The organism is Gluconobacter kanchanaburiensis NBRC 103587, from assembly GCF_007988905.1.
GTDB classification, from domain to species: Bacteria; Pseudomonadota; Alphaproteobacteria; order Acetobacterales; family Acetobacteraceae; genus Gluconobacter; species Gluconobacter kanchanaburiensis.
The window spans coordinates 1-21655 of sequence record NZ_BJVA01000015.1 but is presented as its reverse complement, the minus strand read 5'-3'; the positions used below and the strand labels follow the sequence as shown (position 1 = coordinate 21655).

Below are 21655 nucleotides of genomic sequence, written 5' to 3'. Positions count from 1 at the left end.
ATGAACAGGGTGGCTCAAACATAGCGCGGGCTCAAACCGTTTGTGGCAGGCCAAATTCAACTCGGCCGAGCTTGGCGAAGCCCCTGCGCAGCACTCAGCCGGCAACGTGATAGCAAGGCAGCTTCTGGCCGCGATGCAATGCCTTCCGAATGGCTTGTGTTGGGCGCGCTGCTGCCAAGCGGCTTTGCCTTCGAATGGCTGGCTTTGGCGCAAGCTGCCGTTCAAAGCCTAATATGCGAACGACCGGCTTTGGTCGGTAGGCGTCATGAACATGGGCGCAGGCTATGTCTGCTTTCGGCCATCCCTTTCCGATAACAGAGAATCCGCCGTCCCCCACATAGCGAACAAATTTCTGCTCTCCAGCGTCCCTCAGAACCTTGAGAGCAGAATATTCCCCCGACTACGCCCACGGCGTTCATACCCACAGCGCCTAAGCACCGAAAAAACATCTTGGGCCCATCGCCCGTGCTCGGTGTCTTCCATGATGAGATGATCCGGCCACAACGTCGCAGGCGCCTCGCGGAAAAACGGCAGGAGCGCCCGGTCTTCGTAGCCTTCGATGTCGATCTTCAGAACATGCACGGCCGTCACATCACAGGCCTGCAGAATATCCAGAAGCGGACGGATCCGCACTGGAGCACCGTGCCCCGCGCCGATCCGACCGCCACCAAAATCCCCGTTCACCTGTACAAGCTGACCAGAGCCGTCCTGGTCGCCCACCGCAACACGCAAGAGATCGGCCTGCATCCCGTTCAGCCTCAGATTGGTTGTCAGGCGCTCGAACAGCACCGGGTTCGGCTCAACGGCGATGACACGGGCTTCTCTCTGGGCGGCATAGAGGGAGAAGAACCCCATATTCGCGCCCACATCCACAAACGTCCCGCCTTTCGGCAGATGGCGCCGCAGCCATTTCAGCTCACGATGATTGTAGCACGCGCCACACACCGCCGATTTTGCATCCGTCTGATTGTCCTGCGGATAAAACCGCACCTTCAGCCCGAACAGGGTCGCATCGACAGGACCTGAGGAGCAGTCTCGTTTGAACCGCTCAATGAAAGGCCGTCGCAGACGGCTATATCCCAAGGGCGTGTTGAAGAAGACTTTCCGGATTTTCTTCTGCACGTCCGTCAATGGATAGGCACCAAAAGGAAGCGCACGTGCAAGAGGGTGTCCGTCCAGCACGATGTGCTCAGAAGACGGCTCTGAGTATTCTGACATAAGAGATGATGACCGTATGGAAGGAACGACGCGGCTTCGACGAAGCCAGACGGCAGGGTCAGGACGTGCTGTGTCCGACGGACCGATCCGTCACAGTTTCCCGACCTCGCGGCAGAGCTGGAGCAGACCGCCCATCCGCTGCTGCAGCACGGCCCCGAGCACCATCACGCCCTCCAGCAGGCGCGCGCCTTCCGTATCCGCCCGCAGGCTTTCCAGGCGCCCTTTGAGCAGCGCATGCTCGATCTCGATCAGACGCAGCACGTCGTGCAGACCGGCATGCAGCTCTTCGAGACCGGCTGGACGGGGTGGTGGCAACAGTGGATCTTCAGGCATGACAATCCCTTGGACAAAAATGTCGGTTTCATGCGAGGATCTGACGATGACGAGTCACGGGCCACGCAACATTTCGACGCCAAGTGATACGGTTTTCCGACTTCCATATCAAGCGGAATATCGTATTCATGCCTCATTTCCGAATGAGGACCCTCCGCGTGCCCCGACATTCCAGGCGAAAGCGTAAACTCATGGACGACCAGATCCGCCTGATGCGCGAACGTGGCGAGCGCCTCCGCGAAGCGGCGCAGAGTATTGGCATCACCCATGCCGCCAAGGCGGCGGGTGTGCCATATACGACCCTGAGGGACTATATGAATGGCGGGGAGATGAAGTTCTCCGCCCTTGCGTCGCTGGCCCGGGTCTGCGGCGTGTCCCTGGACTGGATCGCCTTTGGCACGGCTGGCGGCTCACCTTCCGGGGCGACAGCGGTCCAGACCACGTCGACCCGTCAGATCGTCGTGCCCTGGTATGATCATCATGAAGACGGCCTGCGGATTGGCCGCGACTGGCTGCAAAGCATCATCCCCCGGGACCTCACGGCCCTCTGCCTCATCAGTAATGCAGGGGATGCGATGGAGCCGACCCTGTCCTCGGGTGATCTGGTCATCGTGGACCGGAGCGTCACAGCTGTGACGGGCAGCGCGCTCTATGCCCTGGAGAGTGCTGGCGCTGTTCTGATCCGTCGCCTTGATCCTAAACTCGGTGGCGGGGTCCGGGTGATTGCTGACAATCACCGCTACCCGCCTCAGGACGTCGAGGCTGATCGCCTGGACTGTTTTAAGCTGCTCGGCGAAGTGGTCTGGATCGGCGGCGTACCCCATCCCTGAGGCGCTTGCGATATACGGGAACCTGTTTCTACAAACGGGCGTATACCCGTATTGACGGTACACGGAAAATCGTAGATCATCAGGTTTGTTGAGTTCATCGTGTGTGCAGGGCTGTCCTGCCACACAGGAACTGCAAGGAGCTGGCGATGATGTCTCTGTCCCGTTGTGTCTTCCGGTCTGGCCCCTGTTCTTGCCTGTCAGGGGGCGTCTGACATGGTCGTGTCTCTCCTTCTTGTCCTGATCGTTCTTCTCCTGCTGGTGCTGGCCCTGGGGTCTTCGGTCAGGCTGTTCGCGTGGCTGAAGGCGCGCGACATCCTACCGCCTGCGGCGCTGATGCTGGGCACGGCGCTGGTGATCCGGGTCGTCTTCCATGCCCACTGGGGGAGATAAGCGCTCATGACGTCTTCAACAGACGGTCTGTACAGCGAGGCGACCGAAGCAAAACGCGCGGCCCGTCTGGCTGCCTATCTCGAAGAATATGGTGTTGAGGAGGAAGAGACGCGGGTTCTGCTGAGATATGTCTCGTGGTTCGGAACGGGCGCCTGTCTTTTGTGCGGCATCGCCTTGGCTTTGTCCTGGCATCCGCTCTTTGCATTCATTCTGGGCATGAGCTGTTGGACGGCTCCGCGAGAACCGTTTCTGCGGAAACTGAAAGCCGCTGAAGACCGCCGCAGGCTTCGCGGGCTGGACTGAGACGGTCCGTTCGTTTTTCGGCAGGTCGTCCGCTTTTTTCCAATTTTTCTCTTAGCAACTGTTTTGCAAAAACAGCAAAGGATCCCGCATGTCTGCACGTCATCTCAGAACCCTTGCCGTCACGTTGTCTCTCACCGGGCTGATCGCCCTGACAGGCTGTGCCTCGGAAGGCAACGAAACCCTCAAAAACGAGACCGGCGCCTCCATCGATCAGAAGATCCATGATGGCGTGACAACCAAAGACCAGATCCGGGCGCTGTTCGGAGACCCGCGCGAGAGCACGTTCACCGATAGCGGCCATGAGCAGTGGCGGTATGCGTTCACCAATGCCTCGTCTGACGCCGCAAACTTCATTCCGCTCTATGGCGACCTGCATCAGGGCACCCATGGCACGGAAAAGACACTGACCGTAATCTTCAACGGCAATGTCGTCTGGCACCACACCATGAATGCCTCCGCTGTCAAAACCGGCAGCGGGCTGTTCTGAGGTTACAGAAGAAAATCCCCTCTGGTGTTGAAGGCAGAGGGGGTTAACCCAGGCCGCTGAAGAGCTGGAGCTAGATGCATCATCTGGGTCCGAGGGCAGCTTGGAACAGTCCTGCACCAAGATCGACGCATCCGCTGGCACCTTACTCTTCCAGCATGGCAGGGCCTTGAGGCAGACAGGCCCACTCTGCGGCCTGGCCGAAAGGCTCCTCCTCGCCAGGCGGTGGAGAGACGACGTTACCTGACAGCACCAGCAGCCGGTTCAGCGGCTCCCACTCAAGAAGTGTTTCAAGCAGCGCGGCTGCGCAGTTCAAACGCAGGAAAGGGCTGTCCCGCGTCAGTTCTGTCATCAGGTCTGTCCGCAGTTCGAGGACGGATTCCTGCAACCCGCACGGCCGCAACCAGGACGCCCGCTGTCGTGCGAGCCGGTACAGACAGAGATCATGAGGCGGCCGGTCCTGCGGCCCACCCAGCACGCGGCGCAGGAACGACATGTGAAACCCTGCCAGAACAAAGGGTCGCGGGGCATCCACCGGCATCACGGCCCGGAACAGGGGATCGCTGATGGTCAGGGCAGGCTGCCCATGCTCATCGAGACTTTCCTCCAGACGACCCGAGGAACGCCGGGGGGCGCTGAGCCAGAGCAGGCTTCGCTCTTCGACAAAGCCGTCCCTCTGCAGCAGCGTGACGGGAGCGCCCGCATAGGGCGCTCCTTTCTGATCCGGTGTCATGTCGAGCAGTTTCAGGCGCGTGATGGGCCAGCGCGGCAGCCGGATCGGACCCTGGGTCATGACCTGCCTCCCGAGCGCAGCTGCGCTACCAGGGCGAGGAATCGCTTCTGTAACTGCGCTGGCTCAAGCAGGTCGTTGAGATACCAGATCTCGGGCGTAAGGCACTTCTGCCGGTAGACCTCCAGCCTTCGGTCAAACTGGGCCAGCAAATAGGCTTCCCAGTCATTGCGTGTCACCCGGTCTGCACCGCAGGCGCCTACAATTTCGATATGCATCACACGCGAGCCGTGACGGATGGCGAAATCGGAATAGAACCGCGGCTGCTGCAACGGGTCGAGGGCAATTTCCAGATCCAGCGCAACATCCCGCGGAACGACGGGTTTGACGGCCTCATAGGCAATCCGTTCGAGCGCTGAATTCAGGTGTGTTCCGTCAGAAGCAACGCGGCCACGGCTGGGCAGACCGGGCCAGCGCTGCTCGACCCTGCGCAGGAGACCGGCCCAGACGCCGGGTCCTTCATCACCGAGTTGCATCAGATGCCGTCCCGCCGGTTGAAGGTAGCGGAACAGGCTTGAGGGCGGTTGCGCCTTCAGTTTGAAACTGATGTCGCGATACAGATCGAGATCATCATCCGTGGGCTCGAAGAAAGAGCGCACGTGACGAGGCGCGGTCGCCGCAGCGACCGGGATTTTTGTGAGAAGCATGAAGCCTCCAGATTTTTGTAGGGAGGAAATGAAAGGCCGGAGTTGTCCGACCTGTCGGTGTCAGGTGTTACAGGCGATACGGGAGGCCGGCCTTGGGGCCCTGGGCGGTATAGAGCGCTTCGATCAGCCGGGCTGCGGCATGAATGCGGACGAGGTCTGAAGCTGGATGAACGCCCGAGCGGTCTTCCGCTGCAAACCGGGCCAGAAGGGCTTCGGTCGTGTTCCCAGCTCCCGCCAGTTCTGGCGCAAGCCGGTGCATCAGATCGTCCAGAGTCATGACCTGCGGCTTCTCTGACGACCAGGGCCCGAGCCAGGCTGTCTCCTGCGCACCCATGAGCAGAACGAGATCCGGAAGCAGGACAGGAGAAGAGAAAGCGTCGACTGACGACAGCATGGGCTGCTGCAGGATCTGGTCCCGCAGAGCCTGTCTGTTGGCCGTCTCCTGATCGGCCTCTCGACAGGGGAACCACAGCCCCAACTGCTCGGCCACAGCGAAGGGTTCGGCCCGGGACAGGACAAGATCGTACAGACAGACGGCAGTCCCGGTCGGCCGGAGCGGAGCGTCCGGGCGATCGCGGGAGGAGACAAGGCCCATCAGGCGGACAGCCAGGTCCATGCACAGGAAGTACGTCATGTCCAGTCTCCTGCGTTCTCCGTCAGCGCCCGGTTCAGTGAGCGGACTGTCTGCGCCAGAACGATCAGCGTGCCCTCAAGCCGCGTATCGCTGGTAAACGCTCCGGGCCGTGCGATCACATCGCGCAGTGTGGGAAGAACGACGCCCGCAAGCACGGCGTGGGCGTCAAAAAGCGTGTCGAGTTCGGTGAATGACCTGGTCATTGCGAAAGGCTCCAAAAAGAGAAGAGAGCCCCAAAGAAAACAAGCAAGAGAGAAAACCCTCGCTCTGGTCGCACGGCGACCATTTGGCCTCACGCTCTGCGTGAGGCCCTTTGGGGGGAGGACCAGCCCGGCCCTCCCTCGCGAAGCCAAAAAACGACAGAACCCCTCTGATTATTTCCCGTCATGAGAGAGGGAGAGAGGCCGAATTCTGCACCGCCGCCCTCAGGGCGGCGCGACCCCGGAACGGGGGCGCGTGCAGGTCCGGATGACGCGTCACAGCGTGATGCGGACGCCCACGGCAGGGCACGTAGGAAAACATAAACGTAAGTGTTTGTTTTCTAAGGTTTTTCGGAGCTGTGCTCCAAAAACCTGTTATCGTGCCATCTTAAGCGATCTGGCAGCCCGATTTTATGGCGCAGTGCCATGCTTTTGAGCTGCTCATGGAATGGCGACATAGCGCATTGATGACGCGTCACTGAGATTGTGCGGACCGGTACGACGCAATCCGTGACGCGTCATTGGGCTTCTGACGGGCCTTCAGGCATCTGGATCCCCGGTTTCAGAGTCTTTCCAGGTGAAGAGCGGGGCGCTGTCAGGATTGGGACGCGAAGGCTTTGCGACCGCCTCACTGGATTGCCCGGCACAGAAGCGTTCCCAGGCAAACATCATCTCTGAACGCCTGTTGAAGAGATCCCCGCGGCGATAGGCCGCCTCGACCTTGTCACCGATGGCATGGGCCAACGCCATTTCGGCGACCTCGCGTGGAAAGTCGGTTTCCTCAGCCGCCCAGTCCCGGAAGCTGGAGCGCAAACCATGGATCGTCACATCCTTCGTGCCTGCGGCCTGATGGAGGGCTTTGGAGACCGCGACATCGCTCAGCGGTGATCCAACCCGGCCACCGGGAAACACGAAACTGTCCTCACCGGAAGTGGATCTCAGGGTCTGGACTTTATACAGCAATGCCATCGCTCCGTTCGTCAGGGGCACACGATGCTCCCGCCCGGCCTTCATCCGCTCGGCCGGGATGGTCCAGATCTTTTTCTTCAGATCGATCTCCGACCACAGGGCCTTGCGGACCTCGCCAGACCGGGTTGCGGTCAGGCAGACGAACCGTGCGGCCAAAGCTCCTACACCGTGCTCGGCGCTGAGCCGGCTGTAGACCGGCGGGAGGTCGCGATAGGGCAAGGCGGCATGGTGCACCACCTTCGTGACGGCCGTGGGTTTGGGAAGGATGTTCGCCAGATGCCCCCGCCAGCGGGCCGGGTTCTCACCCTCGCGCCAGTGATGGCTCTGCGCATAGTCCAGAATACGCTCCATCCGTCCACGCAGCCGTGTTGCGGTTTCGGTCGTGCTCTCCCAGATCGGTCGCAGGACGGCGAGCACGTCCTCTGTCTGCACGCTGCCAATCGGTTTCTGACCGAGGATGGGAGAAACATGACGCTCCAGAGAGCTGCGCCACATGGGCGCCGAGCGCGGATCTTTCCAGCCCGGCGCCTGTTCGGTGATGTACTGCTCGGCAACCTGTGCGAAGGTGCGCTCCTGAACGTCAGGTCCCTTCTGCCGGGCTTTCTCTTCGAGAGGGTCGAGCCCTTCCAGAAGCAGGCACCGGTTCTCGGCTGCCCGGAGCCGGGCATCGGCCAGAGAAATATCCCGGGCGGGACCGAGTCCCATCTCCCGTCTTTTGCCGGTCTTTGGACTTTTATAGCGGAAGGTCCAAGCCCGGGTGTCGCCCCGGACGGTAATCCATAAATTTCCGCCATCGCCGTGAACCCCGTCTTTAAGGGAGGCGACCTTGCGGGCATTCATCTGGTTCGGCGGCAGCTTGCTCATGGCTTTTCAGTCCCATCTTCCGTCCCACCTTACGGGATGGGTTCCAATGCGTCTATCTGCTTCTTCAGGATGGCGTGATTTTCCGCAAAATCATGAAAAACAAGGGTTATTGCGCTGATCCGCTTTTCCGTGACGCCCCATATCGGCGGACACCCTCTCCGCCAGACAAATCGAAAATCTTGTCGTTTTAAGAATTTTTATCCCTCAAGATTCGACCTGATCCTTGGTGCGATTTAGACAGATGAGGCTTTGACGCACGCAGACTGACTGGACGCCGAGGAAAACCATCTATCGCCTCAACTTCAGAGAGATGTTTTTTTTCTGCACGCACAACAAAAGGCCCGCCTCTGCTGTTGCAAAGGCGGGCCTTTTTATCACTCCCTAAAACAAACGAACTTAACGTGAGCCCGAACGAGAGCCGCCACGGCTCGGAGGGCCTCCACGTCCGCCCCCCGCACGCCCCCCCGAAGGCGGACCCGAACGACGACGACCGCCTCCGCCGCCGCCACGCCCACCACCCAGAACCGGAGGACGCTGCGTAGAAAGCCGCGCCTCTTCGGAGTGGAAAGGATGGTCTGTCACGACAGGAATGGGTTTGCCGATTTTCTTTTCGATATCCTTGAGCCAGGCGCGCTGCTCGGCATCGCAAAGCGACACCGCGCATCCTTCACGTCCGGCACGTGCTGTACGACCGATACGGTGAACATAGGATTCAGGCACATTCGGAAGATCGTAATTGAAGACGTGGCTGACTTCATCCACGTCGATACCTCTGGCGGCGATATCAGTTGCAACGAGAGCCTTGATAGCTCCGCTGCGAAAACCTGCCATGGCACGTTCACGAGCCCCCTGGGACTTGTTGCCATGAATGGCCTCCGCACGAATTCCATTCTTGTTAAGGAACTCCGCAACCTTGTTGGCTTCATGCTTCATCAGCGTAAAAACCACGGCGCGTGCGACACTCGGGCTTTCCAGCAACATCAGAGCCGCATCTTTCTTACTGCCAGAGTCAACAAACATGACAGCCTGATTGATGCGATCGACCGTACTGGATTCAGGCGTCACCTGAACGGTAGCGGGGTCCTTCAGCAGAGAATGAGCCAGATCGCTGATAGACGGCGGCATCGTGGCGGAAAACAGCAGGGTCTGACGCTGCTTCGGCAGCAGGGCCATAATGCGCTGGATATCGCGAACGAAGCCCATGTCGAGCATCCGGTCAGCCTCGTCCAAGACAAGGATTTCCAGAGTGGAGAGATCGATATGTTTTTGCCCGATGAGATCCAGAAGACGACCTGGCGCGGCAACAAGAACATCTACGCCGCGACGGGTTGCTTCAATCTGCCGTCCCTGCCCCACGCCGCCGAAAACAACAGCGTAAGAGAACTTCATGTGGCGCGCATAAGCCGCGAAACTCTCGCCGATCTGCGAGGCCAACTCGCGTGTCGGGGCAAGAACCAATGCTCGCACACCTTTCGGCGGAGCTGGACGACGGTTCGAGAAAATATGGTTCAGAATGGGAAGGGCGAATGCAGCCGTCTTACCTGTACCGGTTTGAGCCAGACCAAGAAGATCGCGTCCTTCCAGAAGATAAGGGATCGCACCAGCCTGAATCGGCGTTGGGGTAACATATCCCTCTTCCGCAAGAGCCTTCTGGATTGGCTCGGCAAGCTGGAGTTCTGCAAAACTGGTCATGGACCTCTCCTTTGAGACGGCAAGGTCATGCTCAGGCAACCGCACCGCTACATCTCCTGCCACATCGCTGTCTGCAGGCTCTTATGGCCGACGACGGCGTCCTCAATTGATCCGGCTCCATACCCTGCGTGAAAACACAGGATTGGGCTGGACCACCAAGGTCAGGATGTCGCCGTTACACCGCAGCGGACCGCCCCTGAAGTGTTCGTGCGATGTAGGACGAGATTTGTCCCATTGCAAGGAGACGGCAGAAACAGTTTCAAAAACTTCCCGTTATTTCTGAGGGTTTTGCAGTCAGGAGAAGCTTTCGCGATGAACCACTGCATCAAGAGGCAAAAACCCTCCCCGAGGGGATGGCGAGGATGCCTCACGCCCGAGGGCGACGAACATCACGATTTCATGATCTCCCGGCAAGTTGATTAATCTGCCAACTTCATCAAAATCAAACCCATCCATGGGGCATGTGTGAAGTCCGTGAGCGGCGGCAGCCATCATGATGGCGTAAGCGGCGAGACCACACGAGCGAACGCCTTCATCGTGCTGTACCTGCTCACGCCCGTCGTAATAAGAGTGGATCATTTTTACATAACCATCTCGCACGGGTGCCGGCGCATCTTTCCAGTATCGCGCCGGATCCTTTTCCCATGCCTTGATGTCCGCACACATGACGATCAGTGCGGCACAGTCCTCAACCTGAGGCTGATCCCAGGCGGCAGCCCGGATCCGGCGACGCTGCTCCCGATCCTGCACTACAAGAAACCGGCAATGCTGGATATTGAAAGCCGTCGGGGCATGGCGGGCAGCGTCCAGAATGGACATGAGGGTGATGTCTTCGATCCTGTAGGACGGATCGAAGTGCTTGGTGGCACGCCGGGACGTAATTGCATGAAGGATATCGCTCACAGCGAGGCTCCGGTCATTTTATGGGAAAAGTAGCTTAGCACAGAGTGGTCACCTGTCAGGACAGGGTTCGCTGGACTTTTCAACCGCCCCAAGAGCGGAGGGGGCGCAAAATATGTCTACTTAGGTATCAGCCCGTCTGAGCAGAAACAGGGCCTGTTCGCCAAAAAGATTGGCCAGACGGATCGAGCGCCGCCAGGGCGCACGCGCACCGTCCTCGTCGATCGCCAGCCATTGCTGGACGATATATCCCTCTTCTTCACACAGCATCAGGAAATCCCGGATCGTGCAGGGATGGATATTCGGCGTGGTATACCAAGGCGTACTCCAGACCGGGGTCATTGGCATTCTGCCGGTAACCACGAGCTGGAGTCTGAGCCGCCAGTGACCGAAATTGGGAAAGGAGACGATGGCGTGACGTCCGATGCGCAGCATCTGACGCAGAACTTCGCGCGGCCGCTCGACAGCCTGAAGCGTTCTCTGAAGAACAACGTAGTCGAATGTGCCGTCCGGATAATCTGCCAGATCGTGGTCGGCGTCTCCGTGCATGACCGGAAGACCATGAGCGACTGACTGTGTGACATTCTCCATGTCAATCTCGATGCCACGCGCATCGCAGGAGCGCGTTCGATAGAGATAGTCGATCAGGGTGCCGTCCCCACTTCCGACATCGAGAACCCGGGTTTTCGGTTCGATCATTTCAGCAATGAGACGCTGGTCCACTCGCATCAGTGACGACCCTCCCCAAGAGCGGCATGCTCCGCCGCACCATTGATGAAGCCCTGAACCGTTCGGTCAAAATCCGGCTCGTCCAACAGAAAGGCGTCGTGCCCACGATCACTCTCGATTTCGACGAACGACACGTTCGCCCCCGCGCGGTTCAGGGCGCGAACCAGCAGGCGGGACTGGGACGTCGGGAAAAGCCAGTCCGAGCTAAAAGACACCACACAGAAACGCGTCTGCGATTTCCGGAATGGGGCAGCAAGATCGCCATCATACTCGGCGGCAAGATCGAAATAATCCATGGCGCGCGTGATGGTCAGATACGAATTGGCATCAAACCTGCGGACAAAGGTCGATCCCTGATGGCGGAGATAGCTTTCGACCTCGAACATCTCGCCAAACAGCGACGGACTGCTGGACGCAGGAACCGCAGTCGCGGCTTCATGGCGGATCCGGCGCCCGAACTTGCGACTGAGCGCCTCTTCGGAAAGATAGGTGATGTGCGCCATCATCCGCGCCACACCAAGCCCCCGCGCTGGAATGGCGTCGAAGTCCCGGTAATGGCCATCGTGCCAGTCCGGATCGGCAAAGATCGCCTGTCGACTGACTTCATTGAAGGCAATGTTCTGCGCAGAGTGAAAGGGGGATGTCGCGATCGGCATGACGGCGAAAACGCGATCGGGGAAATCCGCCGCCCAGGTCAGAGCCTGCATCCCGCCCATCGAACCGCCGATAACCGCGAAAAGACGGTCAATTCCCAAATGGTCGATCAGCCGAGCCTGAGTAGCCACGATATCGTGCATGGTTATGGGAGGGAATTCACTGTCCCACGCCCGCCCCGTTTCCGCGCGCACCGAACGGGGGCCCGTCGTCCCCATGCAGCCACCCAGAACATTGGAGCAGATGACGAAATAGCGGTTCGTATCAATGGGCAGGCCCGGGCCAACCATCCGGCTCCACCAGCCAGGCTTGCCGGTCAGGGGATTTTGTTCTGCAAGGTACTGGTCCCCCGTCAGGGCATGACAGATCAGGATCGCGTTGTTCCGCTCCGGGGACAGCGTGCCATAAGTACAGTAGGCGACCTCTAAAGGCGCCAGGTGAATGCCGCATTCCAGATTAAGACCACTGTCCAGACGCACGGTACGGTGCGTGTAGACCGGCCCATCCGCAATGCTCGGTGACGCGCTGATATCCATCGCCAATCCACCCCTGATGCCATGACCGAAAGCAGCATGCCCTCGGGGCGCCACGGTATGGCATTGACGGACGATGCAATCAAATCCCTTTTGGCAAAACCGTTTTCCATTGACGATGAATTAACGACTTGAAGAAAGTTAAAAAAACGTAAAAAACTAATACATGTCGAATGCGTTCTCTCATGCCCCTTCTGACACCCAACGGTCCTCGACGTTTCCCGCGGATGCGTCGCCGCTGCAGATTCTGGGATATTCAGGAACTTTCGACGCCTTCTATTATCTTGAGGCCAATCCTGATCTGAGCGGACTGGGAACGGCGGTTCTGAGCCATTATCACCAGCATGGCTGGCGCGAGGGACGCAAACCCAACCCCTTCTTCGATCCTCACTGGTACCTCAGTCAGAACCGGGACGTGATTGGCGATCCGCTTCTTCATTATGTACAGCGCGGAGAACGCGAGGGACGTCGCCCGATCGCGTGGTTCGATCCTGCCTGGTATGCCCGCACCTATCAGGTACCGGACGGGATGCTGGCCCTCGCCCATTATCTTCTCAACCGTCACAGCAGGTCGCTGCGGCCGATCCCGGAATTTGATCCGGAGTTCTATCTCCGCTCCTATCCCGATGTCGCCAAGGCCGGACTGGATGCGCTTGAGCATTACATGGTTCAGGGATTTCGCGAGGCGCGACGCCCCTTCGACGGATTTGATCCTCTGTATTACCGGCGCAAATATCTCCGCCATTCGCCCGACAGCAATCCGTTGCTGCATTATCTGGAAAACCGCACGCGCCCGGACGTGCACCCCAGCAGTCCCGACACGGAAATATCCGTCTTTGCCGAGATCAGACGCCGGAGCAGGCCGGGACCACTTTTCGAAAAGGCACGCCCCCTTCCCGAGAGCGCCATACGCCGTGCCCGGGTACTGGCTTATTATCTGCCGCAGTTTCATACTATTCCGGAAAACGATGCCTGGTGGGGCGACGGTTTTACCGAATGGACAAATCTTCCCCGCGGGATTCCAAGATTTTCGGATCATTACCAGCCGCGCATCCCGAGGGATCTCGGGCATTACACACTGAACTCACCCGAAATCCTGGAACGTCAGGCCGCGATGGCCCGCGCTGCAGGGGTTGAAGGCTTCATTTTCTATTTTTACTGGTTCAACCGCAAACGCCTGCTGGATCAGCCGCTGGAGATGCTTATCGCCAATCCCCAGATCAATCTTCCTTTCTGCCTCATGTGGGCCAATGAGAACTGGAGCCGCCGCTGGGACGGTTCTGACGAAGACCTTCTCATCGCCCAGGATTACCGCACCGAGGACGACGAGGCTCTGGTGGACTGCTTCGCCCGTTACCTCCGCGATCCGCGATATATCCATTTTGACGGGCGGCCCATCCTGATGGTCTATCGTCCGGGGACCATCCCGGATGCGCCGTCGGCTTTTGTCAGGTGGCGTGCGCTCTTCCGAAGCCGCCATGGGCTGGACCCGCTTTTCGTCATGGGACAGGCTTTCGGAGACGAAAACCCGGATCTTTTCGGTCTGGATGGGGCGATCGAATTTCCTCCTCACAAGGTGGTTTCCAACTGCTCCCTGATCAACGATGACATCCGGCTGTTCGATAACGAGTTCAGCGGGCAGGTTTATGATTATGGCGAGGTGGTGGAGTCCGCACTCGCACAGGCGCCCCCTCCCTTCCCGCTGATCCGCACCGCAGCACCGTCCTGGGACAACGATGCCCGGCGACCGGGAAAAGGGCTTGTCCTGCACGGATCGACGCCGGAACTTTACGAACGCTGGCTTGGGGGGCTGATTGATCAGGCGCAGGCGCATCCTTTCTTTGGCGATCCGGTCGTTTGCATCAATGCATGGAACGAGTGGGCGGAAGGCGCCTATCTGGAGCCTGATCAGCATTTTGGCAGTGCATACCTGAATGCCACAGCCCGGGCCTGCACCGGAATTGGCAGACGTCATTCACGCTCCAGACTTCTTCTCATCGGGCACGATGCGTTTCCTGCCGGCGCACAGCGGCTTCTGCTTGAAACCGGTCGTACACTGAAAAAATGTTTCGGCGCCGACATCCAGTTCGTCCTGCTGGGCGATGGAGCTCTTCTCCACGACTATCGCAGCGTGGCCCCCACCGAGATCCTTGCGGCCGGCGCAAGAACGACTGCCGCCAGGCTCAGCCATCTCAGGGAACAGGGCTTCAGGTCCGCAATTATCAACAGTGCGGCCTCGTCGGACATTGCTCCGGATCTGAACGAGGCGAGCATTGGTTTCGTGCTCCTGATCCACGAGCTTCCGACCCTTCTGCGCAGCCGCAATCTGGTCCTTCCGATGCACAGGGCGTGTGCTCTTGCCCGGAATGTGATTGTACCTGCTGCGCACGTCGCCAGAAAACTCGATCTGAAAAACTCTGAAAACCTGACAATCCTGCCCCAGGGTCTTTACACGCGCCCGCAGTTTTCCGCCCGGACAAGACGCGAAATCCGCAGGTACCTAGCGCTTACCTCGTCAGACCGGCTGATCCTCGGAGCCGGCTATGCGGATTTGCGGAAAGGGTTCGATCTTTTCCTCCAGCTCTGGCGCAGACTGCGAGGAGAGGTCCACTTCGTCTGGCTCGGAGACATTGAAGGAGCCCTGCGGGACAGTCTGCATGTTGAACTGGAGCATGCTCTCGCCAGCGGGACATTTCATATGCCAGGTCGCGTCGGAAATGTAACCGACTGGCTGGCGGGAGCAGACGCCTTTGTTCTTCCATCCCGAGAGGATCCCTATCCCTCCGTCGTTCTCGAGGCGCTGGCCTCCGGACTGCCCTGCGTGGCCTTTGACGATGCAGGCGGCATTCCCGATCTGCTGAAACAGCGCCGATACACCATGGAAGGCCATTGTCGCGTCGTCCCGTTCGCGGACATCCCGGCCATGGCGAAAGCGGCGGGTGAACTGGCTGGGTGGTCTCTCAGGCGGACGATCAGGGAACGTCAGCGCATTGCCCGTGCGGCAGAAGACAGTTTCAGCTTCAGGGCTTATGTCCATGAAATCCTGAAACTGGCATTACCCGCCGTTCCGAAAATCTCCGTCGTGGTTCCGTCGCACAACTATGCCCGCTACATGAGCAGTCGGTTGTCCTCGATTTTCGCCCAGACAGTGCCTGTTTTTGAAATCATCGTCCTTGACGACGCGTCTGATGACGGCAGCCTGGACGTAGCACACAGAACAGCCCAGGACTGGGACCGGGACATTGTGTGCATTGCGAATGACGCGGCTTCGGGGTCGGTCTTCCGCCAGTGGCACAAGGCGCTCCAGGTCTCCCGCGGAGACCTGGTCTGGATCGCGGAAGCAGACGATTTCTGCGAACCGGATTTTCTGGAAAATCTGCTCGAAGGCATCAGGGGAAACCCCGCTGTTGTCATGGCATTCACCGACAGCCGGGCCGTGGACGGGAGTGGTGCTCCGATCTCGTCATCCTATCGTCCCTATTATTCCGAAAGTGCCGGGACGCTGCTGGACACGGACAGCCATTTCACGGGCGAGAGCTTTCTAAGGGGGTGCCTGTCGGAGCGTAACCTCGTTCTCAATGTCAGCAGCGCTCTTTTCAGGCGAGAGCAACTTCTGGCAGCCGTTGATAGCTGCGAAACGGAGTTGCAGAATTTACGTGTGGCCGGAGACTGGCGTGTTTATGCCGAGTTGCTCATGCAGCGGGGCGCAGAGGTTGTCTATATCGCCAAACCGCTGAACGTTCACCGCCGTCACGCGGAATCGGCGACACATACTCTCAACCGCCGCAGCCACATCGAAGAAGTTGCTTACATGCATCGTCTTCTGGCCAGCCGCTTAGCACTTCCCCAGAGCCACATCTCAAGACAGCAGCGGTACTGCCGAACACTCCAGCAGCAGTTCGGCCTCCTCCCGCCGCCGGGGGAGGAACGACTCTCAGCGGTTTACGAAAACTAGCCACTACCGCCAATATCACTGGCGCCTGCCGCAAAATATCCGCACCTCCCCGAGGAGGCCTGAAACCCTGACAGCAGAATATGTGGATAGAGAGCTAGCACGAAAATAATTCCTTCTTAAAATAACAGATTTAACTTAATCAAGAATTTTATAATATATATCGATCTAAAATCAGGATAAATATCATTATATTAAATTAATATGACAGTTTTGTGCGAATCAAATGAACTTTTCTAGAAAGGGTTGAACAAAAACAACTTTTACAGGACTTGGATCCCGACATTTTGTTCATTGGGCGGGCGACCATGAAAAAGTTCTTATTTTTCACGACGTGCTATTTGTGTTTTCAGACTGTGACTACATCCGCCCGAGCACAGGAAAACAGCGATCATACTCGGCCTCATAAAAAGGCTGCGGGCAATCACAGGAAACATGCCTCACAGCTTACCGGCAAAGACGAGACCATCAGCGTCAATGGTTACCGCAAGGCTGCCGGTGGCGGCATGATGGTCAAGCATACGATCGCCAGAACAATCAGCTCGCTCTCTCATGACTACATTGAAATGCAGTCGCCGACCTCCACCATCGAATCCCTGATTTCGACATTGCCCGGTGTTGTGTCGGCCAGTGAAGGTCCCCTGACGACATCATTCTCCACCCTGCACATCCGAGGTATGGCACAAGCGGAAATCGGCGTGACATTCGAGGGCATGCCGGCTGCCAATCCCTTCACCTACAGCACCTACACACCGTCTCTCGTTGACAGCCAGAACATGGGCCAGGTCAATGTCATGCAGGGCGCCGTAAACATCAATTCGCCCACGTACAACGCAACAGGCGCTGAAATCTCGGCTAGCATCCGCGGACCGGCGGACAAGCGGAACGTCCATATCGCAGGCTCCGGCGGCTCCTATGGAACCAACAAGGACTTCATCCGGTACGATACCGGAGAGATCGGCCATACCGGTATCCGCTCCTTCGTCTCGGGCTCCTACTCCCGTGGCGACATGTGGCGCGGCGCGGGGGATATCGAAAGATGGCATGTCGATGCCGCTCTGACAAAGAAATGGGCGCCACACAGTGAGTCAAAAGCCATTTTTGGCTGGACCAAGGCGGCCCAGGGGGAATGGCTGTATCCCTCACTGGCAAACTGGAAAAAATACGGCATGAAATACGGGCTGGATGACCAGTATAGCGCAAGCAATACGCATTACGTCGGCCTTAATGGCAAAAATACCGGCTCCGTCTATGGGACGCTCAAGAATCATTTCAGTTTTGATCATGGCTTAAGTCTGGACGCTCAGGCTTATTCCGTAAGATTTCACGGGCCTTATTATTATGGGGCGACCATCCCTGTTAAAAAAGGTTTTGTAGGCACCGACAGTTACAAGACGCTGGATAACTATCAGAATCTTCCCGGCTATGACCCCACCAACAAGAACCTGATGTCCACTGAAGTTTCGAACTGGTATACCCTGTCTTCAGGACTAATCCTGACAGGCCACTGGAAGCGTAGCTTCAATACGCTCAGTCTCACCTACTGGTATTCCTACGCTCAGGAAGCCGCGCAGATGCGCTTTTATCCTGTGAACGGCAAAGGACAGTGGAACGGTAACGGAACCCCGCTGACGGCGAATGGTGGCATCCCCCTGAGTGAAGACAATGAAAACGGCCTGCAGCAGCTCAACAGCTTCGCCGTAGATGACAAGATGTCGTTCCTGCACGATCATCTAACGATCGACGGCGGGATCCGGATGGCTATGGCAAACCGTCAGTATACACAGGATCTGCCCGGCGTGACGGGCGCGAACTACAAATCAATCCGCAATGTTTTTGTTCCCTCTCCTCAGGTTCTGATCAATTACAGTTTTAATCAGCACCACCAGATCTATATCAACGGGACGACAGGATATCATCTGCCTGGTTCGCTCAGTTCGCAACTTGCTTCCTACAGCCGTTCAACAGGCAAGGCCCAGTCCCTTCCGCTGGCGGATTACAAACCCGAATACATGATTACCGAAGAAATTGGCTATCGTTACAACGGGTTCCTGATGGCCAATCTTGCAGGTTTCCACTACAACGTTACCAACCATCAGATCTCCGCCCAGAGCTACGTCGAAGGCTCGACGTCCACGATTTCCCAGCTCATCAACGCGGGTGGCATGGAAGCCTATGGTGTGCAGGCTGAAATCGCAACACGTCCATGGCATCATGTCAGCGCCTACGCATCCGGCCAGTACATGCATACCCGCAACGGCAACAACATCGCCTATAGCGGTGACTATCTACGGACGAAAGGAAAGCAGGAAGTTGGTGCGCCGCGGTTCTCAGGCTCGCTGGGCCTGACTTATAATGACGGAACGTGGTTTGGAAACTTCACGCTGTCCTATATCGGATCGCAGTATGCCACGCTCATGAACGACCAGCGCATCCCGGGCTATATCACCGCCAATCTGGGCGTGGGCCGGACGCTTCCGAAAATCGGGCATGTCCTCCCGAAGATCAAACTCAATCTCGTCAATCTGGGGGACGCCAGCTACCTGTCCTCGATGTACGGATATACCGCTGCGGCCACCACGCAGAAGGGTGTGTTCGGAACAACGATCAAAGGCTCCAGCCCCACTTATGTCATCGGCTCCCCGTTCGTCGCCATGGGCACGATTTCCGCCGATTTCTGAAGTGCCGGACAGCCTGCGGAAGCGGAACAGGAAGCATCATGTCTTTCCTGTTTCCGTCTTTCGGCATGAACAGCTTGTCTTGCCCCCCGATCACGCCACAATTTTTCCTGATACTGCCGGAAGGTCCTTACAGTGACGACACGCAGAGATTTTCTGAAATACGCTCTCATGTCTGGCGCGGCTGCCGGTACAACCGCCGCGCTGCCTTCGTCCATCCGACGGGCATTTGCGATCGCGCCCGACGTCGGCTCGACCTGGCAAGATGCGGAGCATGTCGTAATCCTCATGCAGGAAAACCGCTCCTTCGACCACGTTTTCGGCACGCTACAAGGAGTGCGGGGTTTCAACGATCCACGCGCGATACGTCAACCGAACGGCCTTCCTGTCTTTGCGCAGGCCAGTTCGTCAGGTGAAACCTACCTTCCCTGGCGACTGAATATCCGCGATACGCGGGTCACATGGATGGGATCGATCCCGCACTCCCGGGACAGCCAGGTCGATGCATGGAACGGTGGGGCTCACAATCAGTGGATCGATGCGAAGAAGTCACACCACAAGGGTTATGATCATTACCCCCTGACAATGGGATATTATACACGGGAAGATCTCCCATTCTATTACGCACTGGCCGACGCATTCACCGTCTGCGACCAAAATTACTGCGGCGCGATGACCAGCACGACTCCCAATCGCCTTCTGTTCATGAGCGGGACTGTGCGAGATCGTCAGGACCCGTCGTCACATGTCTATATGCGCAATGGTGAGATCCTTGAAGGAGGACTGACCTGGACGACTTTCCCTGAGCGACTTGAACAGGTCGGCGTCTCGTGGAAATATTATCAGAACGAGCTTACTCAGGCCGGTGGAATGACCGAAGCAGAGCGTGGCTGGCTCGGCAATTTCGGTACCAATGTCCTGGAATGTTTCGACCAATACTGTGTCTCTGCCAATCCTGGCTTCGGCGACTGGCTGGAGGCACGGATCAGCGAGTGCCAGAATCACATTGAGCGCCTGGACAGTCGGGAGATGCTCATATCAGACAGCCATAAGGAGCAGCTTGTCGAAGCACAGGCTCTTCTGGAAGCCCTGCTCCGCCGTCGTCCGCTCGTTGGTCACACGCAGGAAAAGCTGTCACCTGCGGAACGGGCACTTTTCGAAAAAGCGTTCGTCACGAATACGGGCGACCGGAATTACCGAAATCTGGAAAAGCTGACTTTCCATGACGGGGAAAAATCCCTGCACATGGAGGCGCCAAAAGGCGATATTCTCTATCAGTTCCGCGAGGACGTAAAAGGCGGGCACCTGCCGACCGTCTCGTGGCTGTCGGCACCAGGGCATTTCTCCGATCATCCGACGTCCCCCTGGTACGGGGCTTGGTATGTGTCGGAAGTCATGGACATCCTAACTGAAAACCCGGACGTCTGGAAAAAGACGATTTTCATCATCACCTACGATGAAAACGACGGATACTTTGATCACTGCTGTTCGTATGTCGCACCCGACCCAAAGCGTCCGGAAACGGGGCAGTCATCGTCAAGCATCGGGCAAGACGGCCTCGAATATACAACAGCGCAAGATGAAATGGCTCTTGGTGTGCCGGAGCATCTGGCGCGCAGCGGACCCATTGGACTGGGCTTTCGTGTTCCCATGATCATAGCCTCCCCGTGGAGCCGCGGGGGCTGGGTGAATTCGCAGCTTTTCGAACACACATCGACCTTGCGCTTTCTTGAAGCCTTTGTGAGAGCAAAGACCGGAAAGACCCTCAAGGAAAGCAACATCTCGCCCTGGCGGCGCGCCATCAGCGGTGATCTCACGTCGTGTTTTCGCCCTTATGACGGCTCGGTCCCGACACTGCCCTATCTTGAACGCGACGCACATCTCCACATGATTGAACAGGCGCGCGATCGGCCTATGCCGGGCGGTTTCCATGCGCTCTCAGCCGACGAGATCGCCGCCCTGCAGGCAGCGCCGGCCTCCGTTCACAAAACCGCCCGGCAAGAACCGGGGTCACGACCTGCCTGCGCCCTCCCCTACGAACCATATTGTGACAGCAGTTTTGACGGGAAAAGCGGAACGCTGGAACTACGTCTTCATGCTGGAACAGAACTGTATGGCAACCGTTCTGCGGGACTTCCCTTCAATATCTACTGTCATGGCATCGATACGGAATCCGGCATGCGCTCAGCAACCTATGCGATCGCAGCAGGAGACACGCTGACAACAAGTTTTGAGACATCAGAATTCCGGCAGAAAATTTATGATGTTTCTGTGCACGCTCCGAATGGCTTCTACAGACATTATCAGGGGCAACCTAAAACCCTTCAGCTTCAGGCCAACTGCCATTATCTGCAAGGAAATGGAAAGGATTTCGTCCTGCGACTGACTAATCACGGGCATCAAACCGTGCATATCGTCAGTACAACGGGCGCTCAGCAGAAACAGAAGGCCGTGACAATCGCTGCCGGCCGCTCCGCAGAACTCGCCTTCAGTCTCGCCAAGCAGGCCATGTGGTACGATGTCATGCTGAGCAGCCCGGACGATACAGACTTCCGGTGGCATTTCGCCGGCCGACTGGAAACGGGCGCTCCCGGACAGACCGATCCTGCAATGAACGCCGTATAAATCTACCTGTCTCAGGAAGATGATGACAAAGAACAGTCTCAATCTTCCCGTAGCGACGCAGCAGAGATATCGATTAGCCGAGCAAACTCGAACAAGAATCCTAGGCTCAGGGTTCATCGCTAGAAGATGACGGTTGCATCGAGGCAGCTGGAGGGTTCGAAGAACCGTGAATTGAAGACCTTTCTTCCTGATTTTGGGGGCGCCAGGCTGGTATTGAAGGTTCTGGATGA

General features: G+C 57.8%; 18 protein-coding genes. 7 read left to right on the top strand and 11 right to left on the bottom strand.

Annotated elements, in window-relative coordinates:
• Positions 1–369: 369 nt before the first annotated feature.
• Together GKA01_RS10890 and GKA01_RS10885 are read right to left on the bottom strand one after the other, a co-directional pair.
• Positions 370–1218, bottom strand: coding sequence for an FkbM family methyltransferase (locus tag GKA01_RS10890; RefSeq protein WP_146862822.1), 849 nt, complete (start codon positions 1216–1218; stop codon positions 370–372).
• A 90-nt stretch (positions 1219–1308) separates the two neighbouring features.
• Positions 1309–1551, bottom strand: coding sequence for a hypothetical protein (locus tag GKA01_RS10885; RefSeq protein ID WP_063904814.1), 243 nt, complete (start codon positions 1549–1551; stop codon positions 1309–1311).
• Positions 1552–1742: 191 nt separating this feature from the next.
• Between GKA01_RS10885 and GKA01_RS10875 the strand changes: the two genes are divergently transcribed.
• From GKA01_RS10875 to GKA01_RS10855, 4 genes are all read left to right on the top strand, one after another.
• Entirely contained in the window at positions 1743–2381 is a 639-nt protein-coding gene (locus GKA01_RS10875) for a LexA family transcriptional regulator (RefSeq protein WP_146862816.1), read from the top strand.
• A 213-nt stretch (positions 2382–2594) separates the two neighbouring features.
• Positions 2595–2771 carry a hypothetical protein gene (locus GKA01_RS10865; protein WP_224777768.1) on the top strand — a complete coding sequence of 59 codons (177 nt, stop codon included), beginning with the start codon at positions 2595–2597 and terminating at the stop codon, positions 2769–2771.
• A 6-nt stretch (positions 2772–2777) separates the two neighbouring features.
• Positions 2778–3074 (top strand): hypothetical protein, encoded by a 297-nt coding sequence (locus tag GKA01_RS10860; protein WP_146862810.1) that lies wholly within the window; start codon positions 2778–2780, stop codon positions 3072–3074.
• 88 nt (positions 3075–3162) lie between these two features.
• Entirely contained in the window at positions 3163–3561 is a 399-nt protein-coding gene (locus GKA01_RS10855) for an outer membrane protein assembly factor BamE (protein ID WP_146862808.1), read from the top strand.
• Positions 3562–3703: 142 nt separating this feature from the next.
• On the opposite strand, the gene GKA01_RS10850 is transcribed toward GKA01_RS10855, so the two are convergent.
• The 9 genes from GKA01_RS10850 to metX form a co-directional block, all read right to left on the bottom strand.
• Positions 3704–4351, bottom strand: coding sequence for a hypothetical protein (locus tag GKA01_RS10850; protein ID WP_146862805.1), 648 nt, complete (start codon positions 4349–4351; stop codon positions 3704–3706).
• On the bottom strand, positions 4348–4995 hold the full coding sequence (locus tag GKA01_RS10845; RefSeq protein WP_146862802.1) for a hypothetical protein: 648 nt from the start codon (positions 4993–4995) through the stop codon (positions 4348–4350). Before GKA01_RS10845 ends, GKA01_RS10850 begins: the two co-directional genes overlap by 4 nt.
• A 67-nt stretch (positions 4996–5062) precedes the next feature.
• A complete protein-coding gene (locus GKA01_RS10840; protein WP_146862799.1) occupies positions 5063–5629 on the bottom strand; it encodes a hypothetical protein in 567 nt (188 codons plus the stop codon).
• Entirely contained in the window at positions 5626–5832 is a 207-nt protein-coding gene (locus GKA01_RS10835) for a hypothetical protein (RefSeq protein WP_146862796.1), read from the bottom strand. Before GKA01_RS10835 ends, GKA01_RS10840 begins: the two co-directional genes overlap by 4 nt.
• 537 nt (positions 5833–6369) lie before the next feature.
• A complete protein-coding gene (locus GKA01_RS10830) occupies positions 6370–7662 on the bottom strand; it encodes a tyrosine-type recombinase/integrase (RefSeq protein ID WP_146862792.1) in 1293 nt (430 codons plus the stop codon).
• Positions 7663–8058: 396 nt separating this feature from the next.
• Complete coding sequence (locus tag GKA01_RS10825; protein ID WP_146862789.1) at positions 8059–9354, bottom strand: DEAD/DEAH box helicase; 1296 nt, start codon at positions 9352–9354, stop codon at positions 8059–8061.
• Positions 9355–9648: 294 nt separating this feature from the next.
• Positions 9649–10257: a nitroreductase family protein gene (locus tag GKA01_RS10820; protein ID WP_146862785.1), complete on the bottom strand. Its 609-nt coding sequence runs from the start codon at positions 10255–10257 to the stop codon at positions 9649–9651.
• A 120-nt stretch (positions 10258–10377) separates the two neighbouring features.
• Positions 10378–10983, bottom strand: coding sequence for a methionine biosynthesis protein MetW (metW, locus tag GKA01_RS10815; protein WP_146862782.1), 606 nt, complete (start codon positions 10981–10983; stop codon positions 10378–10380).
• Entirely contained in the window at positions 10983–12173 is a 1191-nt protein-coding gene (gene metX, locus GKA01_RS10810; RefSeq protein ID WP_146862779.1) for a homoserine O-acetyltransferase MetX, read from the bottom strand. Before metX ends, metW begins: the two co-directional genes overlap by 1 nt.
• Before the next feature lie 163 nt (positions 12174–12336).
• Here metX and GKA01_RS10805 point away from each other — a divergent pair, with 163 nt between their 5' ends.
• The 3 genes from GKA01_RS10805 to GKA01_RS10795 all read left to right on the top strand — a co-directional run bounded on the left by GKA01_RS10805 (position 12337) and on the right by GKA01_RS10795 (position 21425).
• Positions 12337–16125 (top strand): glycoside hydrolase family 99-like domain-containing protein, encoded by a 3789-nt coding sequence (locus GKA01_RS10805; RefSeq protein WP_146862776.1) that lies wholly within the window; start codon positions 12337–12339, stop codon positions 16123–16125.
• Between the two features lie 305 nt (positions 16126–16430).
• Entirely contained in the window at positions 16431–18803 is a 2373-nt protein-coding gene (locus GKA01_RS10800) for a TonB-dependent receptor (protein WP_146862773.1), read from the top strand.
• A gap of 132 nt (positions 18804–18935) precedes the next feature.
• On the top strand, positions 18936–21425 hold the full coding sequence (locus GKA01_RS10795) for a phosphocholine-specific phospholipase C (RefSeq protein ID WP_146862769.1): 2490 nt from the start codon (positions 18936–18938) through the stop codon (positions 21423–21425).
• Positions 21426–21655 lie beyond the last annotated feature (230 nt).